Consider the following 13,766-nt stretch of genomic DNA (forward strand, 5'->3'; position numbering starts at 1 on the left):
GACTCGCCGACGATCGCCACCGTCTCCCGCGGCCCGACGTCGAAGGAGACGCCGCGCACCACCGCGTTCCACTCGCCCTCACGCAGGAACGATGTCACCAGGTTCGAAACCGACAGGACAGGGCCGGTATTGGGGAGGGGAACAGGCATAATGTCGGTCGAAATGGACGTGAGGCTCATGATCGCTACCTGTCGCTTCGTCCTGCCGGCGAATGTCGGCAGGTTTGCCCGGTGCTAGAACTGCTTCGCGAGGCGCGGATCGAGGGCATCGCGCAGTCCGTCGCCGAGCAGATTGACGGCGAGGACGGTGACGGAGAGGAAGATCGCCGGGATCAGCACGATGTAGAACTTCACCTGCCAGAGGGCGCGGCCCTCGGCCATGATGTTGCCCCAGGACGGGATGATCGGCGGGGTGCCGGCGCCGATGAAGGACAGGATCGCCTCGGTGATCATGGCGGCGGCGCAGATATAGGTCGCCTGGACGATGATCGGGGCGAGGGTGTTCGGCAGGATGTGCTTGATGATGATCATCGGCGTGCGGGTGCCGGCGGCCACCGCCGCGTCGACATAGGGCTGCTCGCGCAGGGACAGCACGACGCCGCGGACGAGGCGCGAGACGCGCGGGATCTCGGCGATGGTGATGGCGAGGATGACGTTGCCGACCGAGCCGCGGGTCAGCGCCATCAGCGCCACGGCGAGCAGGATCGAGGGGATCGACATGATGCCGTCCATGACGCGCATGATGACGGCGTCGGCGGCGCGGATGAAGCCGGCGACGAGGCCGATGGCGAGGCCGATGACGGAGGCGAGGATGGCCACCGAGAAGCCGACGACGAGGGAGACGCGGGCGCCGTAGAGGACGCGCGAATAGATGTCGCGGCCCAGCATGTCGGTGCCGAACCAGAACTGCGCCGAAGGCTCGCGGGTGCGCATCCGGGTCGAGATCGACGTCGGATCGGTGGTGCCGAGGAAGGGCGCGAAAATGGCCATCAGGATCACGGCGACGACCAGCGAGCCGCCGATGGCGATGGTCGGATAGCGGCGGATCAGGCGGATGACGCCGACCCGGCGCTTGCCGCCGTCGGTGACCTCGCCCGGATCGGCGCCGAGGGTTGCGGGGGTCTGGGGGCTATGCACGGTCAATAGCGGATCCTCGGATCGACGATCGTGTAGACGAGGTCAACGGCGAGGTTGACCAGGACGTAGACGAAGGAGAACAGCAGGACGAGGCCCTGGATGACCGGATAGTCGCGCCGCAGGATGGCGTCGACGGTCAGGCGCCCGAGGCCGGGAATGGCGAAGACGCTCTCGGTGACGACGGCGCCGCCGATCAGCAGCGCGACGCCGATGCCGATGACGGTGATGATCGGCACGGCGGCGTTCTTCAGCGCATGCAGGAACAGCACGGCACGCTGCGACAGGCCCTTGGCCCGCGCCGTGCGGATATAGTCCTGCTGCAGGACTTCCAGCATGGTGGCGCGGGTGATGCGGGCGATCAGCGCGATATAGACCATGCCGAGGGCGATGGCCGGCAGGATGAGGTTCTGGAACCACGGCCAGATCCCCTGGGAGATCGGCGTGTAGCCCTGGACCGGGAGCCAGTCGAGTTCGAGGGCGAAGATGTAGGCGAGGATGTAGCCGACGACGAAGACCGGCACGGAGAAGCCGAAGACGGCGAAGGCCATGATGGTGCGGTCGATCAGCGTGCCGGCCTTCCAGGCCGCCAGCACGCCCATCGGCACGGCGATGTTGACGGCGATGATCAGCGTCACGACCATCAGCGACAGGGTCGGCTCGATGCGCTGGGCGATGAGCTGGGTCACCGGCAGGCCGGTGAAGATGGAGGTCCCGAGGTCGAAACGGGCGATCTGCCAGACCCATTCACCGAAGCGGATGAGGAAGGGCCGGTCGAGGCCGAGAGACTGGCGGATCTTCTCGATGTCCGCGGGCGTCGCCTGGTCACCGGCGATCACCGCAGCCGGATCGCCGGGCGCGATGTAGAGCAGCGAAAAGACGAACAGCGCCACCACCGCCATGACGGGGATCGTCGCGAGGATGCGGCGGACAACGTAGACGAGCATCAGGGGTTCTTTTCATGATCGGCCGGGGGGCGGATACCGCCCCCCGGTCAGGGGAATGCGTCAGGCCTTGGCGACGTCCCAGAAGAAGGGAAGCGGCCCCTTGGTGATGCCGGTGATGTTGGAACGCCACGCGGTGTAGGTGAGGAAGAAGCCCGGCGGCACGAAGACGACATTGTCGAGCGCGGCCTTGTTGAGACGGGCGATCGCCGCCTTCTCCTCGGCGAGGTTCTTCGCCTCGAACCAGGCGGTCACCTCGGTCTCGACCGCCGGGACGTCCGGCCAGCCGAACCAGGCACGGTCGCCGTTGGCCCGGATGGCGGTGTAACCCGCCGGGTTGGTGCAATCGGCACCGGCATGCCAGGAGAAGAAGATGTTCCAGCCGCCCTGGGCGGGCGGCGTCTTCAGGGCGCGGCGCTGTCCGGTGGTGCCCCAGTCGGTGGCGACGAAATCGACATTCATGCCGATGCGCTTCAGCAGTTCGTTGGCGACATCGCCCTGCGCCTTGGTGACCGGCTGGTCCTGGGCGACGACCATCGTCACCGGCTCGCCCTTGTAGCCGCTCTCGGCGAGGAGGCGCTTGGCCCCCTCGATGTCGCGGCGGCCCTTGAGGATCTCGCCGCCCTCTTCGGTGTAGAGCGGTGTGCCGGGGGTGAAGAAGCCGGGCAGCGGCTTCCAGAGGCTGTCGTCGGAGCCGACGATGGCCCGCATGAACTCCTCCTGGTCGAGTGCCATCAGGATGGCGCGGCGGGCGCGCACGTCGTTAAAGGGCGGGTGCAGGTGGTTGAGGCGGAAGGCGCCGATATTGCCGAGGGGATCGCCGATGTCGAGGCGGATGTTGCGGTTGCGGCGCAGCACCGGCACGAGGTCGGCGATCGGGTTCTCCCACCAGTCGATCTCACCGTTCTGCAGAGCGGCCGAGGCGGTGGCCGGGTCCGGCATGATGATCCATTCGATGCGGTCGACCAGCATGCGCTTGCCGCCGGCCAGCCAGGAGGCGGGCTCGGAGCGCGGCACATAATCGGCGAATTTCTCGAAGACGGCGCGGGCGCCGGGGACCCATTCGTTGCGCACGAATTTCATCGGGCCGGAGCCGATATACTCGCTGATCTGCTGGAACGGATCGGTCCTGGCGATGCGCTCCGGCATGATGAAGGAGCAGGGCGAGTTGTTCTTGCCCAAAGCCAGCAGCATCTTCGGATAGGGCTTGGTCAGTTTCCAGCGGAAGCTGCGGTCGTCGACGGCGACGATCTCTTCCTGGATCGCCTTGATCATCAGGCCCATCGGGTCGCGGGCAGACCAGCGGATGAGCGAGGCTACGCAATCCTTGGCGAGGACGGGCGAGCCGTCGTGGAACTTGAGGCCGGGGCGCAGCTTGAAGGTCCAGGTCAGGCCGTCGGCGGAGACCTCCTCGGATTCGACCATCTGGCGCTGCGGCGTCAGCGTGCTGTCGACCCCGTAGAGCGTGTCCCAGACCAGCGCCGCCGCGTTGCGGACGACATATTGGGTCCCCCAGATCGGATCGAAATTGGCGAGGTTCGCCTGCGGCACGAACCGCAGCGTCCTGGCAGCGGCGCCTTGCGACAGGGCCGGTGCCGACAGGCCGCCGGACGCTGCGATAATGCCGGCGCCGGCGCCGGTCTTGATGAAGGTTCTGCGGTCCATCGTGGTGCTACTCCCCTGGAATTCCGGTCCCGCATTGAAGGCGGCTGGGACGGCGCATGCCCGTCCGACAGACGGCCCGAAGGTTTTTCCGGGTCCCGGACGAGGCAGCCTAGCGCGTGGCAAGGCGCGTGCCATAGGGGCTTTTCCTAGGACACTGCCCTGCGCCAATGCGAAACGGAGCCGCCGGTGACGGGCAGATTGCCCATTTGGTCGTCAGGTTGGCGTTTTTAGCAAGAATGCCGCGTGTTTTGTTGGCGCCCCCCTTTTTTGCCTGCAAGGCGCCCATGCAACATTTTTCATCGGGGTGCCCGAGACTCGGTGCGGCCGGCCTCCTCCGCGGCCTCCATATTGTGCGATAAACGCCCTATTGTCCGAATATCGCACTTGACAGCAACGCGGCGCGGCGCGAGGACTGCGATCCGAGGAAACACCAAGGTGGAGACGACGAGGCCATGGCCGAGTTCATGTCCCTGCGCGATGCCATTGCCGCGAATCTGAGGGACGGCGACAGCGTCGCCATGGAAGGCTTCACCCATCTCATCCCCTATGCCGCCGGGCACGAGGTCATCCGTCAGGGCCAGAAGGACCTGACCCTGATCCGCATGACGCCCGACATCATCTACGACCAGATCGTCGGCATGGGGCAGGCGAAGAAACTCGTCTTCTCCTGGGCCGGCAATCCCGGCGTCGGCTCGCTGCACCGGGTGCGCGAGGAGATCGAGGCCGGGCGCCTGGCCATCGAGGAACATTCCCATGCCGCCATGGCCAATGCCTTCGAGGCGGGGGCGGCCAACCTGCCCTTCGCCGTCTTCCGGGGCTACAGGGGCGTCGACCTGCCGAAGGTCAATCCGAACATCCGCTCGGTCACCTGCCCCTATACGGGCGAGGTGCTGGCGACGGTGCCGGCGGTGCGGCCCGACGTCGCCATCATCCATGCGCTGAAGGCCGACCGGGAGGGCAATGTCCTGCTCGAGGGCATTGTCGGCGTGCAGAAGGAGGCGGTGCTCGCATCCAAGCGGTCGGTCGTCACGGTCGAGGAGATCGTCGAGGATTTCGGGCCGCGCAGCACCAATGCGGTGATCCTGCCGGCCTGGACGGTGACCGCCATCGCCCAGGTGCCAGGCGGCGCCCATCCCTCCTACGCCCAGGGCTATTACAAGCGCGACAACGCCTTCTACATCGCCTGGGACAAGATCGCCCGCGACAAGGCGGTGTTCCTGAAGTGGATGGAGGAGAATGTGCTGGCCTCCGGGCCGGAGACCTTCGCGGCCCAGGCGCGCCGCTTCGCCGTCGCGGCCGAATAGGAGGGCCAGCACCGATGACCGATTACACGCCCACCGAAATCATGACCATCGCCGCGGCGCGGCTGCTGACCAACGATGAGGTCTGCTTCGTCGGCATCGGCGCCCCCTCGGCGGCCTGCAACCTCGCCCGCCTGACCCATGCGCCGAAGATCACGCTGATCTACGAGAGCGGCACGCTGTCGACGCGGCCTTCGGTCCTGCCGCTGTCCATCGGCGATGGCGAGCTCTGCGACACGGCGCTGACCACCGTCTCGGTGCCGGAGATGTTCCGCTACTGGCTGCAGGGCGGGCGCATCACCATCGGCTTCCTCGGCGGCGCGCAGATCGATCGCTTCGCCAACCTCAACACCACCGTGGTCGGCCCCTACGACGCGCCGAAGGTGCGCCTGCCCGGCGGCGGCGGCGCCCCGGAGATCGCCATCAATTGCGGCCAGATCTTCATCATCATGGCCATGGGCCAGCGCGCCTTCATGGACAAGCTGCCCTTCATCACCTCGCTCGGCCACGGCACGGGTAAGGGTTCGCGCGAGGCGCTGGGGGTGAAGACCCGCGGCCCGACGCAGCTCATCACCGACCTCTGCATCTTCGAGCCGGACCCGGAGACCAGCGAGCTGACCGTCACCTCGCTGCATCCGGGGGTGACACGCGAGCAGATTCAGGAAAACTGCGGCTGGCCGGTGAAATTCGCGGCGGCGGTGCGGGAAACTCCGGCGCCGGACGCGACCGAACTGTCCGTGCTGCGCGACCTGCATGCCCGCACCAAGGCCGCTCACGCGGCGTGATTCAAGGAGACCTGCGCCCGCCAGCAGAACCCGTCGGCTTGATGCCAGGGGCAAAAATGGCCCCACCCGCACCCTCCCCGCGCTTCGCGCGGAGAGGGGGACCACGACGACAGCGCTTCATCGTGACCGTCAAGCCAGGCACGAGGGTTGTCGAGAGGGCAGTCGGCCAAAGTCCCCCTCTCCGCGCGAAGCGCGGGGAGGGTAAGGGTGGGGCCTTCACGCACACTGCGACCCACGGGCTGCGGTGCCGTGCTGAAGGCACGACATTCGAACAGATCGCCGGAACGAGGAACTGAAACCATGGCCGATGTCTTCATCTGCGACGCGGTGCGCACGCCGATCGGCCGCTATGGCGGGGCACTCGCCAAGGTGCGCGCCGACGATCTCGCGGCGGTGCCGCTCAGGGCGCTGCTCGCCCGCCATCCGCAGATCGCTTCCGCCATCGACGAGATCGTCTTCGGCTGTGCCAACCAGGCCGGCGAGGACAACCGCAATGTCGGCCGCATGGCGGCGCTGCTGGCGGGCCTGCCCGACAGCGTCCCGGCCATGACGGTCAACCGGCTCTGCGCTTCCGGCCTCGACGCGGTCGGCGCCGCGGCGCGGGCGGTGAAGGCCGGCGACATCGACCTCGCCATCGCCGGCGGCGTCGAGAGCATGACCCGCGCGCCGTTCGTCATGGGCAAGGCGGCGGAGGCCTTCGCGCGTTCCGCCGACATTTTCGACACGACCATCGGCTGGCGCTTCATCAACCCGCTGATGAAGGCGCAGTACGGCGTCGATTCCATGCCGGAGACCGGCGAGAACGTCGCCGAGGAGTTCCAAGTGTCCCGCGAGGCGCAGGACGCCTTCGCCCTGGCGTCGCAGCAGAAGGCGGGCCGCGCCATCGCCTCCGGCTATTTCGCCGAGGAGATCGTCCCGGTGACGATCCCCGGCGGCAAGGCCGGCCCCACCATCGTTGACAAGGACGAGCATCCCCGTCCCGACACGACGGCCGAGACACTGGCCAAGCTGAAGGCCTTCGTGCGCCAGCCCGGCACGGTCACAGCCGGCAATGCCTCCGGCGTCAATGACGGCGCCTGCGCCATGATCATCGCCTCGGCCGCGGCGGTTGAAAAGCACGGCCTCACCCCGCGCGCCCGCATCCTCGGCCTCGCCTCGGCCGGCGTGCCGCCGCGGATCATGGGCATCGGGCCCATCCCGGCGGTGAAGAAGCTGATGGAGCGGCTCGGCCTCAAAGTGTCGGATTTCGACGTCATCGAGCTCAACGAGGCCTTCGCCAGCCAGGGCATCGCCGTGCTGCGCGGCATCGGCGTGCCGGAGGACGCGGACCATGTGAACCCCAATGGCGGCGCCATCGCGCTGGGACATCCGCTCGGCATGTCGGGGGCGCGCATCGCCGCCACCGCCGTTCACCAGCTGGAGAAGACCGGCGGCCGCTATGGCCTTGCCACCATGTGTGTCGGCGTCGGCCAGGGCGTGGCGCTGGCCGTCGAACGCGTCGGCTGAACGATCCGCATCACGGCGGCGGGCCGGCAAACTGGCCTGCCTGACATTCCCGACATCAGATCCGCGGCTAGCGGGCGCGACCTTCGAGAGGAACCTTGACCATGTCCCTGGTCCTGCCCCGCAGCTCCACGGTGGCCCATCCGCCAAGCCTGCATCCCGCCTATACGAGCACCGTGCTGCGCGCGCCGCGTGAGCCGCTGGTCCTCGTGCCGCATACGCTCACCGAGCTGACCGGGCCCGTCTATGGCCAGGGCAAGGTGCGCGACAGCGACGCCGACCTGACCACCCAGCATGCCGGCGAGCCGCAGGGCGAGCGCATCATCGTCACCGGCCGGGTGCTGGACGAGGACGGCCGCCCGGTGCCGAACGCCCTGGTCGAGCTCTGGCAGGCCAATGCCGCCGGCCGCTATGTCCATGTCCGCGACCAGCACCCCGCCCCGCTCGATCCGAATTTCACCGGCGCCGGGCGCTATCTCACCGGCACGGATGGCCGCTACCGCTTCACCACCGTTCGCCCCGGCGCCTATCCCTGGCGCAACCACCACAATGCCTGGCGCCCCGCCCATATCCACTTCTCCGTCTTCGGGCCGAGCTTCCTGTCGCGGCTGGTGACGCAGATGTATTTCCCGGGCGACCCGCTCTTTCCCTTCGACCCGATCTTCAACAGCATCCCCGACGAGGCCGCGCGCAACCGCCTCGTCGCCCGCTTCGACCTCGCCGTGACCCAGCCGGAATGGGCGCTGGGCTATCAGTTCGACATCGTGCTGCGCGGCCGCGAGGCGACGCCGACGGAGGAACCGCATGAGCACTGAGACGGCCGAAGCGCGCCCGGACGGCCTCTCGCCGTCGCAGACAGTCGGGCCCTTCTTCCACTACGGCCTGACGCCGGGGGCGGCCTATGGGCATGTGCCGGTCTCGGTCGACGGCCAGGTGGCGGCGCCCGGCACGCCTAGCGAGCCCATCGTGCTCACCGGCCGCGTCGTCGACGGTGCCGGCGATCCCGTCCCCGACGCCATGCTGGAGATCTGGCAGGCCGATTCGGACGGGCGATATGCTCATCCGGACGACGGCCGGCCGCGGGCGAGCAACAGCTTCACGGGTTTCGGCCGCTCCGACACGACGGCCGAGGGCGTCTACCGCTTCACCACCATCAAGCCCGGCCGCGTGCCCGGCCCGGGCGGACGCGAGCAGGCGCCGCATGTGCTCGTCGCCGTCTTCGGGCGGGGCATGCTGAAGCAGCTCTTCACCCGGATCTATTTCGACGACGAGGCCTCAAACGCCGAGGACCCGATCCTGGCGCTGGTGCCGGCCGGCCGCCGGCCGACGCTGATCGCCCGGCGCGACGGCGACACCTTCACCCTCGACATCCGCCTGCAGGGCGGGGACGAGACGGTGTTCTTCGACGTGTGAGCGGCGAGCCGCAGAGAGGTGAGGATTGCGCTGCACCTGGGCAGTGCGTCCTTCGAGGCTCGCCATAGCGTCGAGCGGACGCGAGACGCGTCCGCATCTCGCTCTGGCTTGCACCTCAGGATGAGGTAGGCCGTGATCTGCATCACGGTCGACCGGCTCGGACGTTGGAGTTCCGACGAACCCGGATGCAGTCCGCAAACCGCCTCATCCTGAGGTGCGAGCCCCGGCGATGCGTCAGCATCGTCCGGAGGCGAGCCTCGAAGGACGCACTCCAATGGTGCGAAGCGCCCTACCCGGGAGAGGCGGGTGCCGACTGCCGCCCTACCCCCGCGCCGCGACCGCCACGGCCGCCCCCGCCATCACCGCGCCGGTGCCGCGGTTGACCAGGCGCATGGCGCGCGGGCTGGCGATGAAGCGGCGGGCGCGTGCGGCGGCGAGGGCGTAGGTTCCCATGGCGGCCGAGAGGATGACCGCCATGGCCACCGCGAGCTCGATCGCCAGAAGCGGCGTCAGCCCGCCGAGATCGACCACCAGTGGCAGGATCGACACGAAGAAGACCATCACCTTGGCATTGCCGAGGGTGAGCGCTAGGCCGCCGAGGAAGAGCTTCCAGCCCTCGCCGCGCGCCGCGGCCGATTCCTGCGGCGGCGCTGCCGGCGCGGTCCACAGCTTCCAGGCGAGCCAGAGCAGATAGGCGACGCCGGCATATTTGATGGCGAGGAAGAGCGGCTGGGCATTCTGCGCCAGCGCCACAAGGCCGAGGGCGACCAGCGCGAACCAGACGAGATCGCCGGTGACGATGCCGAGGATGAAGGGCACGGTGCGCCTTGCGCCCACCGCCAGGGTGCGCGCCACGATAGCCGCTGCCGCCGGGCCCGGCGAAAAGGTCGCCATGGCATAGACGCCGCAGAAGAGGAGGAAGCCCGAGAGGGTCATGGTGTCGGTCCCGGTTCAGGCGCTGAGCAGCACGCCGTTCAGCACGGCGGCATATTGGCAGCCGGCGGCGACCAGCACGAATCCATGCCAGATGGCGTTCTGGAAGCGCAGGGAATGCCAGAGGTGGAAGATGACGCCGGCCGAATAGATCAGCCCGCCCATTACCAGCAGCACGATGGCGGCAGTCGGCAGCACGGCGAAGACCTGGTGGGCGACGACGACGCCGCTCCAGGCGATGGCGAGATAGAGGAAGACTGTCACCCGGTCATAGCGGCCGGGAGCGAAGAGCTTCAGCGCCGCACCGGCGAAACCGGCGAGCCACACCCCGGCCAGCATGGCATAGGCGGTGGGGGTCGCGACATGGACCATGAAGGGCGTGTAGGTGCCGGCGATGAGCATGAAGATCGCCGCGTGATCGAACCGGCGCAGCAGCCATTTGGTGCGCGACACCGGCCACATGTTGTAGGCCGCCGAGCAGCCGATGACGGCGACGAGGCTGGCGGCATAGACGATGAGGGCGGAGAGCGTGGCGAGTTCGGCCCGGTAGAGGGCGACGCCGACCAGCGCGCCGGCGGCGAAGAGCGCGAAGACAGCGCCGAGCGCGTGGATGACGCCGTCGGCGACCATCTCGGCGCGGTCATAATGCCAGGTCATCCCCGGCGGGCGGCCATCCGTCATGCCTATCGATTCCGTCATTGGTGCGCGGACGCCTCTCGCATTCCGCCGCTGTGATCAGCGCCAGCATGCCGTCCGGCGACCCGAGGTCAAGCCCGATCGCCGCGGCGGTCAGAATCCTGGCAGGGCATGGGCGATGACCTTGCGCATGACCGAGGGAAAGGCCTCCCCGGCAATGGCGTCGGCCGGAATCCAGCGCCACCCCGTGGGGGCCGGCATGGCGGCCGGTGCCTCGGCGCGAAAGACCACGAGTTCAAGCGGAAAATGGGTGAAGACATGGCTCACCATGCCCGGCAGGCGACGAAATGGCAGCGGTAGCGGCGCGGCGGCGGGAGCCGAAGCCGCGTCGAAATCCGCCGACCAGAGCGTGCCCGGCACCTCGGTCATGCCGCCGAGAAGGCCCTTGGGCGGCCGCGTGCCGACGAGCAGCGCACCGTCGGCCCGCACCACGACGAAGGCGGCGCCGCGCCGCAGCACCCCCGTCCGCTTCGGCGCCTTCCGCGGATAGGTGTCCTGATTGCCCGTGGCGGCGGCGGCGCAGAAGGGTTGCAGCGGGCAGAGGACGCAGGCGGGCTTGCGCGGTGTGCAGATGGTGGCGCCGAGATCCATGCAGGCCTGCGCGAAATCGCCGGGCCGCGCCGGGTCCAGCATGTCCGCGACCAGCGCCCGGATCAGCGGCTTGGCCCCCGGGAGAGGATCGTCCACCGCCTTGAGCCGCGTCACCACGCGCTCGACATTGCCGTCGACCACGGGGGCGGGCAGGGAGAAGGCGATGGCGCCGATGGCCGCCGCGGCATAGTCGCCGATCCCCGGCAGCGCCCGGAGCGCGGCGAGGTCGGCTGGAAAACGGCCGCCATGACCGTCGGCGACGGCGATGGCGCAGGCATGGAGGTTGCGGGCGCGGGAATAATATCCGAGCCCCGCCCAGGCCTTCATGACCTCCTCGACCGGGCTCGCCGCGAGATCCTCCACCCGCGGCCAGCGGGCGAGGAAGGCGGCGAAATAGGGCGCCACCACCTTCACCGTGGTCTGCTGCAGCATGATCTCGGAGAGCCAGACGCGGTAGGGATCGACCGGCTCGCCGGGAAGGGCGCGCCAGGGCAGGCTGCGGCGATGGCGGTCGTACCAGGCGAGCAGCGCCGCCGCCGGCGTCATGCCCTCCTGTCCCGGCCTCGTCCGTGCTACGCTGGTTTTCGTCATCGGTGGACCTTCGCCCGCCACCGGCGGCGCCGCAACGTCATCCGCCGACAACCCACAGCATCAGATGAAATCGCCCTATCGCCCGAAAGGCCCGAGGCCGCTCGCCGACATCGCCGCCGGGCCCATCGGCCAGGCCCTGCAACAGGCAGGCTTCGCATCGACCGAGGTGGTGACGCGCTGGGACGAGATCGTCGGCGAGGATCTGGCGCACCGCTCGGCCCCGGTGAAGATCGCCTGGCCGCGCCGGCCGGAGGGCCGCGGTGAGCCGGAACCCGGCACGCTGCATGTGCGGGTCGAGGCGCCCTTCGCCCTGGAGATCCAGCACATGACGCCGGTGATCGTCGAGCGGGTCAACGCCTTCATGGGTTGGCGCTGCGTCGCCGCCGTCCGGCTCACCCAGATCCCGTTGGCGGCGAAGCCGAAGCCGCGCGAGGCGCCGCGCCGCCCGGCCGACGAGGCGCGGCTGAAGGCCGCCGTCGCCGGCTTCGAGGACGAGGCCCTGCGGGCCGTCGTCGCCCGGTTCGGCCGGGCGGTCGGCGGGTCCGAGTGACGGGCCTTCGCGGCGCTGCCGCAATGACGCCACGGACCCGGTCTGCTATGTGAGGCGTTGTCAGCGCGAGGTCCGGCCCGTTCCGGCCGCGCCGACCCGAACATCCGCAGGAGCCGCCATGACCCGCATCGCCGTTCTGGCCTTCACCGCCCTCATCGCCACCGCTCCGCCGCTCTGGGCGCGCGGGACGGGACTGGAGGACGAGACCCGCGATCGCGTGCTGCTGGTGCACCAGAGCCGAGGCACGCTGGCGCCGGGCACCCGGCCGAAATGTTTCCCGGCGCGCATGGACGATACAGTCGCGGCGAGCCAGTACCAGTGCCCCTGGGACCGGCCGAATGGCCAGCCGCGCCTGCCGACGGCGCGCAGCCTCTGGGGCATTCTGGGCGGCGACTGATCCTCAGGCCGTCTCGACGGTGAAACGGTCGGCCTCGAAGACATAGACGACGCCCTGGCGGACGAAGACCTCCGAGGCCCTGACGCGGTCCATCGTGCCGCGCAGCGCCATCAGGGTCCGGCCGACACCGCCGTGGGAGACGATGACGCTGGGACGCTCCAGCGTCGCGACGAAAGCGCGCAGGCGCGTCGCGACGTCCTCGTAATTCTCGCCCTGCGGCGGCTTGGTGTGCCACTTGTCGGCGATGCGCGCGGCGGCGACGGCGGGGGAATGGGCCTCGACCTCCGGCCAGGTCAGACCCTCCCAGGCGCCGAAGGAGAGTTCCATCAGCCGGTCGTCCATCCGGTAGGCCGGCGGGTGCAGGCCGAGGCGGCCGCGCATCCGCTCCATCGTCTCGCGGGTCCGCGAAAGCGGGCTCGACCAGTAGGCGAGATCCTCGTAACGCGGCTCCAGCCGGGCGAGGATGGCGCCGACCTCCTCGGCCTGGACGCGGCCGACATCGTTGAGGGGAATGTCGCGCTGACCCTGCAGACGCCCTTCGGCGTTCCAGTCGGTCTCGCCGTGGCGGACGAAATAGAGCTTGTGGGTCATGGCTGCACGATGGGGGGCCTTCGATGAAATCCGTATGGCGGCTCGCCGCAGGGTTGTCGAGGATAAGTGCTTGACCGGCCGCACCGGACGGGCCACCTCCGCGGGTCACTGCCACGGGATGATCCGCCCTTGAACCCTTCGCCGCATCTTCGCCCCGGACTGATCGCGCTCGCCGCCACCTTCGCCGTCGACCAGGCCTTCAAGGTCTTCATGCTCCAGGTCGTGGGCATCACCACGGGACAGGTGATCACCGTCGCGCCGGTCCTCGACCTCGTGATGGCGTGGAACTACGGCGTGTCCTTCGGCCTGTTCCAGCAGGACAGCGTCCTCGGCCAATGGGCGCTGGTGCTGTTCAAGGTCGGTGCGGTCGCCCTCATCGGCTGGTGGCTGTGGCGGGCCGAGAGCACGCTGACCGCCGTCGCCCTTGGCCTCATCGCCGGCGGGGCGATCGGCAACGGGCTCGACCGGGTGGTCTATGGCGCGGTGGCCGACTTCTTCGCTTTCCACATCACCACCGCCACCTGGCAGTTCCAGTGGTACGTGTTCAACCTTGCCGATGTCGGCATCGTTGCGGGCGTTGGGCTCCTTCTGTATGATTCCCTCTTCGGCGGCCGGCCGGATGCCTCGAAATCGGCATGATCCTGACGGATAGAACCGGCTGCATATCGGCGCC

General features: G+C 68.8%; 15 protein-coding genes. 8 read left to right on the forward strand and 7 right to left on the reverse strand.

Going from position 1 to position 13,766, the window contains the following annotated elements; all coding sequences use genetic code 11:
* Window positions 1–233 precede the first annotated feature (233 nt).
* Genes Q8O26_RS03865 through Q8O26_RS03875 form a run of 3 tightly spaced genes read right to left on the reverse strand, consistent with a single transcriptional unit; the run spans window position 234 to window position 3,742 of the window.
* Window positions 234–1,136 carry an ABC transporter permease gene (locus Q8O26_RS03865; RefSeq protein ID WP_371134443.1) on the reverse strand — a complete coding sequence of 301 codons (903 nt, stop codon included), beginning with the start codon at window positions 1,134–1,136 and terminating at the stop codon, window positions 234–236.
* Between the two features lie 2 nt (window positions 1,137–1,138).
* Complete coding sequence (locus Q8O26_RS03870) at window positions 1,139–2,080, reverse strand: ABC transporter permease (protein WP_305573663.1); 942 nt, start codon at window positions 2,078–2,080, stop codon at window positions 1,139–1,141.
* A 60-nt stretch (window positions 2,081–2,140) separates the two neighbouring features.
* The gene (locus Q8O26_RS03875; protein ID WP_305573665.1) at window positions 2,141–3,742 is read right to left on the reverse strand and encodes an ABC transporter substrate-binding protein; all 1,602 of its coding nucleotides are present in this window, start codon (window positions 3,740–3,742) and stop codon (window positions 2,141–2,143) included.
* 452 nt (window positions 3,743–4,194) lie between these two features.
* Between Q8O26_RS03875 and Q8O26_RS03880 the strand changes: the two genes are divergently transcribed.
* The 5 genes from Q8O26_RS03880 to pcaG all read left to right on the forward strand — a co-directional run bounded on the left by Q8O26_RS03880 (window position 4,195) and on the right by pcaG (window position 8,744).
* Window positions 4,195–5,046 (forward strand): CoA transferase subunit A, encoded by an 852-nt coding sequence (locus tag Q8O26_RS03880; RefSeq protein WP_305573667.1) that lies wholly within the window; start codon window positions 4,195–4,197, stop codon window positions 5,044–5,046.
* Between the two features lie 14 nt (window positions 5,047–5,060).
* Window positions 5,061–5,828, forward strand: coding sequence for a CoA-transferase subunit beta (locus Q8O26_RS03885; protein WP_305573669.1), 768 nt, complete (start codon window positions 5,061–5,063; stop codon window positions 5,826–5,828).
* Window positions 5,829–6,128: 300 nt separating this feature from the next.
* A complete protein-coding gene (gene pcaF, locus Q8O26_RS03890) occupies window positions 6,129–7,334 on the forward strand; it encodes a 3-oxoadipyl-CoA thiolase (RefSeq protein ID WP_305573671.1) in 1,206 nt (401 codons plus the stop codon).
* A gap of 101 nt (window positions 7,335–7,435) precedes the next feature.
* Window positions 7,436–8,146 (forward strand): protocatechuate 3,4-dioxygenase subunit beta, encoded by a 711-nt coding sequence (gene pcaH, locus Q8O26_RS03895; RefSeq protein ID WP_305573673.1) that lies wholly within the window; start codon window positions 7,436–7,438, stop codon window positions 8,144–8,146.
* Window positions 8,136–8,744: a protocatechuate 3,4-dioxygenase subunit alpha gene (gene pcaG / locus Q8O26_RS03900; RefSeq protein ID WP_305573675.1), complete on the forward strand. Its 609-nt coding sequence runs from the start codon at window positions 8,136–8,138 to the stop codon at window positions 8,742–8,744. Before pcaH ends, pcaG begins: the two co-directional genes overlap by 11 nt.
* Window positions 8,745–9,065: 321 nt before the next feature.
* On the opposite strand, the gene Q8O26_RS03905 is transcribed toward pcaG, so the two are convergent.
* The 3 genes from Q8O26_RS03905 to mutY form a co-directional block, all read right to left on the reverse strand.
* The gene (locus Q8O26_RS03905; protein WP_305573677.1) at window positions 9,066–9,680 is read right to left on the reverse strand and encodes a LysE family translocator; all 615 of its coding nucleotides are present in this window, start codon (window positions 9,678–9,680) and stop codon (window positions 9,066–9,068) included.
* Window positions 9,681–9,695: 15 nt separating this feature from the next.
* The gene (locus tag Q8O26_RS03910; RefSeq protein ID WP_305573679.1) at window positions 9,696–10,358 is read right to left on the reverse strand and encodes a hemolysin III family protein; all 663 of its coding nucleotides are present in this window, start codon (window positions 10,356–10,358) and stop codon (window positions 9,696–9,698) included.
* A gap of 108 nt (window positions 10,359–10,466) precedes the next feature.
* Window positions 10,467–11,510, reverse strand: coding sequence for an A/G-specific adenine glycosylase (gene mutY, locus Q8O26_RS03915; protein ID WP_305573681.1), 1,044 nt, complete (start codon window positions 11,508–11,510; stop codon window positions 10,467–10,469).
* On the opposite strand from mutY, the gene Q8O26_RS03920 reads away from it, so the two are divergent.
* Window positions 11,509–12,105, forward strand: coding sequence for a DUF721 domain-containing protein (locus Q8O26_RS03920; protein WP_305573683.1), 597 nt, complete (start codon window positions 11,509–11,511; stop codon window positions 12,103–12,105). The two genes, mutY and Q8O26_RS03920, sit on opposite strands and share 2 nt — an antisense overlap.
* 118 nt (window positions 12,106–12,223) lie before the next feature.
* On the forward strand, window positions 12,224–12,502 hold the full coding sequence (locus tag Q8O26_RS03925; protein WP_305573685.1) for a hypothetical protein: 279 nt from the start codon (window positions 12,224–12,226) through the stop codon (window positions 12,500–12,502).
* Window positions 12,503–12,505: 3 nt separating this feature from the next.
* On the opposite strand, the gene Q8O26_RS03930 is transcribed toward Q8O26_RS03925, so the two are convergent.
* Window positions 12,506–13,093, reverse strand: a complete 588-nt coding sequence (locus tag Q8O26_RS03930) for a histidine phosphatase family protein (RefSeq protein WP_305573687.1) — start codon at window positions 13,091–13,093, stop codon at window positions 12,506–12,508.
* 129 nt (window positions 13,094–13,222) lie between these two features.
* On the opposite strand from Q8O26_RS03930, the gene lspA reads away from it, so the two are divergent.
* Window positions 13,223–13,732 (forward strand): signal peptidase II, encoded by a 510-nt coding sequence (lspA, locus tag Q8O26_RS03935; protein WP_305573689.1) that lies wholly within the window; start codon window positions 13,223–13,225, stop codon window positions 13,730–13,732.
* Window positions 13,733–13,766 lie beyond the last annotated feature (34 nt).

It is taken from the genome of Phreatobacter sp. (genome assembly GCF_030691135.1).
Lineage (GTDB): Bacteria > Pseudomonadota > Alphaproteobacteria > Rhizobiales > Phreatobacteraceae > Phreatobacter.

Bases quoted from the DNA above. Each gene is read 5' to 3' on its own strand.
- Q8O26_RS03870 (WP_305573663.1), bottom strand. From the start codon at position 2,080: ATGCTCGTCTACGTTGTCCGCCGCATCCTCGCGACGATCCCCGTCATG.
- Q8O26_RS03910 (WP_305573679.1), bottom strand. From the start codon at position 10,358: ATGACGGATGGCCGCCCGCCGGGGATGACCTGGCATTATGACCGCGCC.
- pcaF (WP_305573671.1), top strand. From the start codon at position 6,129: ATGGCCGATGTCTTCATCTGCGACGCGGTGCGCACGCCGATCGGCCGC.
- Q8O26_RS03925 (WP_305573685.1), top strand. From the start codon at position 12,224: ATGACCCGCATCGCCGTTCTGGCCTTCACCGCCCTCATCGCCACCGCT.
- mutY (WP_305573681.1), bottom strand. From the start codon at position 11,510: ATGACGCCGGCGGCGGCGCTGCTCGCCTGGTACGACCGCCATCGCCGC.
- pcaH (WP_305573673.1), top strand. From the start codon at position 7,436: ATGTCCCTGGTCCTGCCCCGCAGCTCCACGGTGGCCCATCCGCCAAGC.
- Q8O26_RS03885 (WP_305573669.1), top strand. From the start codon at position 5,061: ATGACCGATTACACGCCCACCGAAATCATGACCATCGCCGCGGCGCGG.
- Q8O26_RS03930 (WP_305573687.1), bottom strand. From the start codon at position 13,093: ATGACCCACAAGCTCTATTTCGTCCGCCACGGCGAGACCGACTGGAAC.
- pcaG (WP_305573675.1), top strand. From the start codon at position 8,136: ATGAGCACTGAGACGGCCGAAGCGCGCCCGGACGGCCTCTCGCCGTCG.
- Q8O26_RS03920 (WP_305573683.1), top strand. From the start codon at position 11,509: ATGCCCTCCTGTCCCGGCCTCGTCCGTGCTACGCTGGTTTTCGTCATC.
- Q8O26_RS03880 (WP_305573667.1), top strand. From the start codon at position 4,195: ATGGCCGAGTTCATGTCCCTGCGCGATGCCATTGCCGCGAATCTGAGG.
- Q8O26_RS03875 (WP_305573665.1), bottom strand. From the start codon at position 3,742: ATGGACCGCAGAACCTTCATCAAGACCGGCGCCGGCGCCGGCATTATC.
- Q8O26_RS03905 (WP_305573677.1), bottom strand. From the start codon at position 9,680: ATGACCCTCTCGGGCTTCCTCCTCTTCTGCGGCGTCTATGCCATGGCG.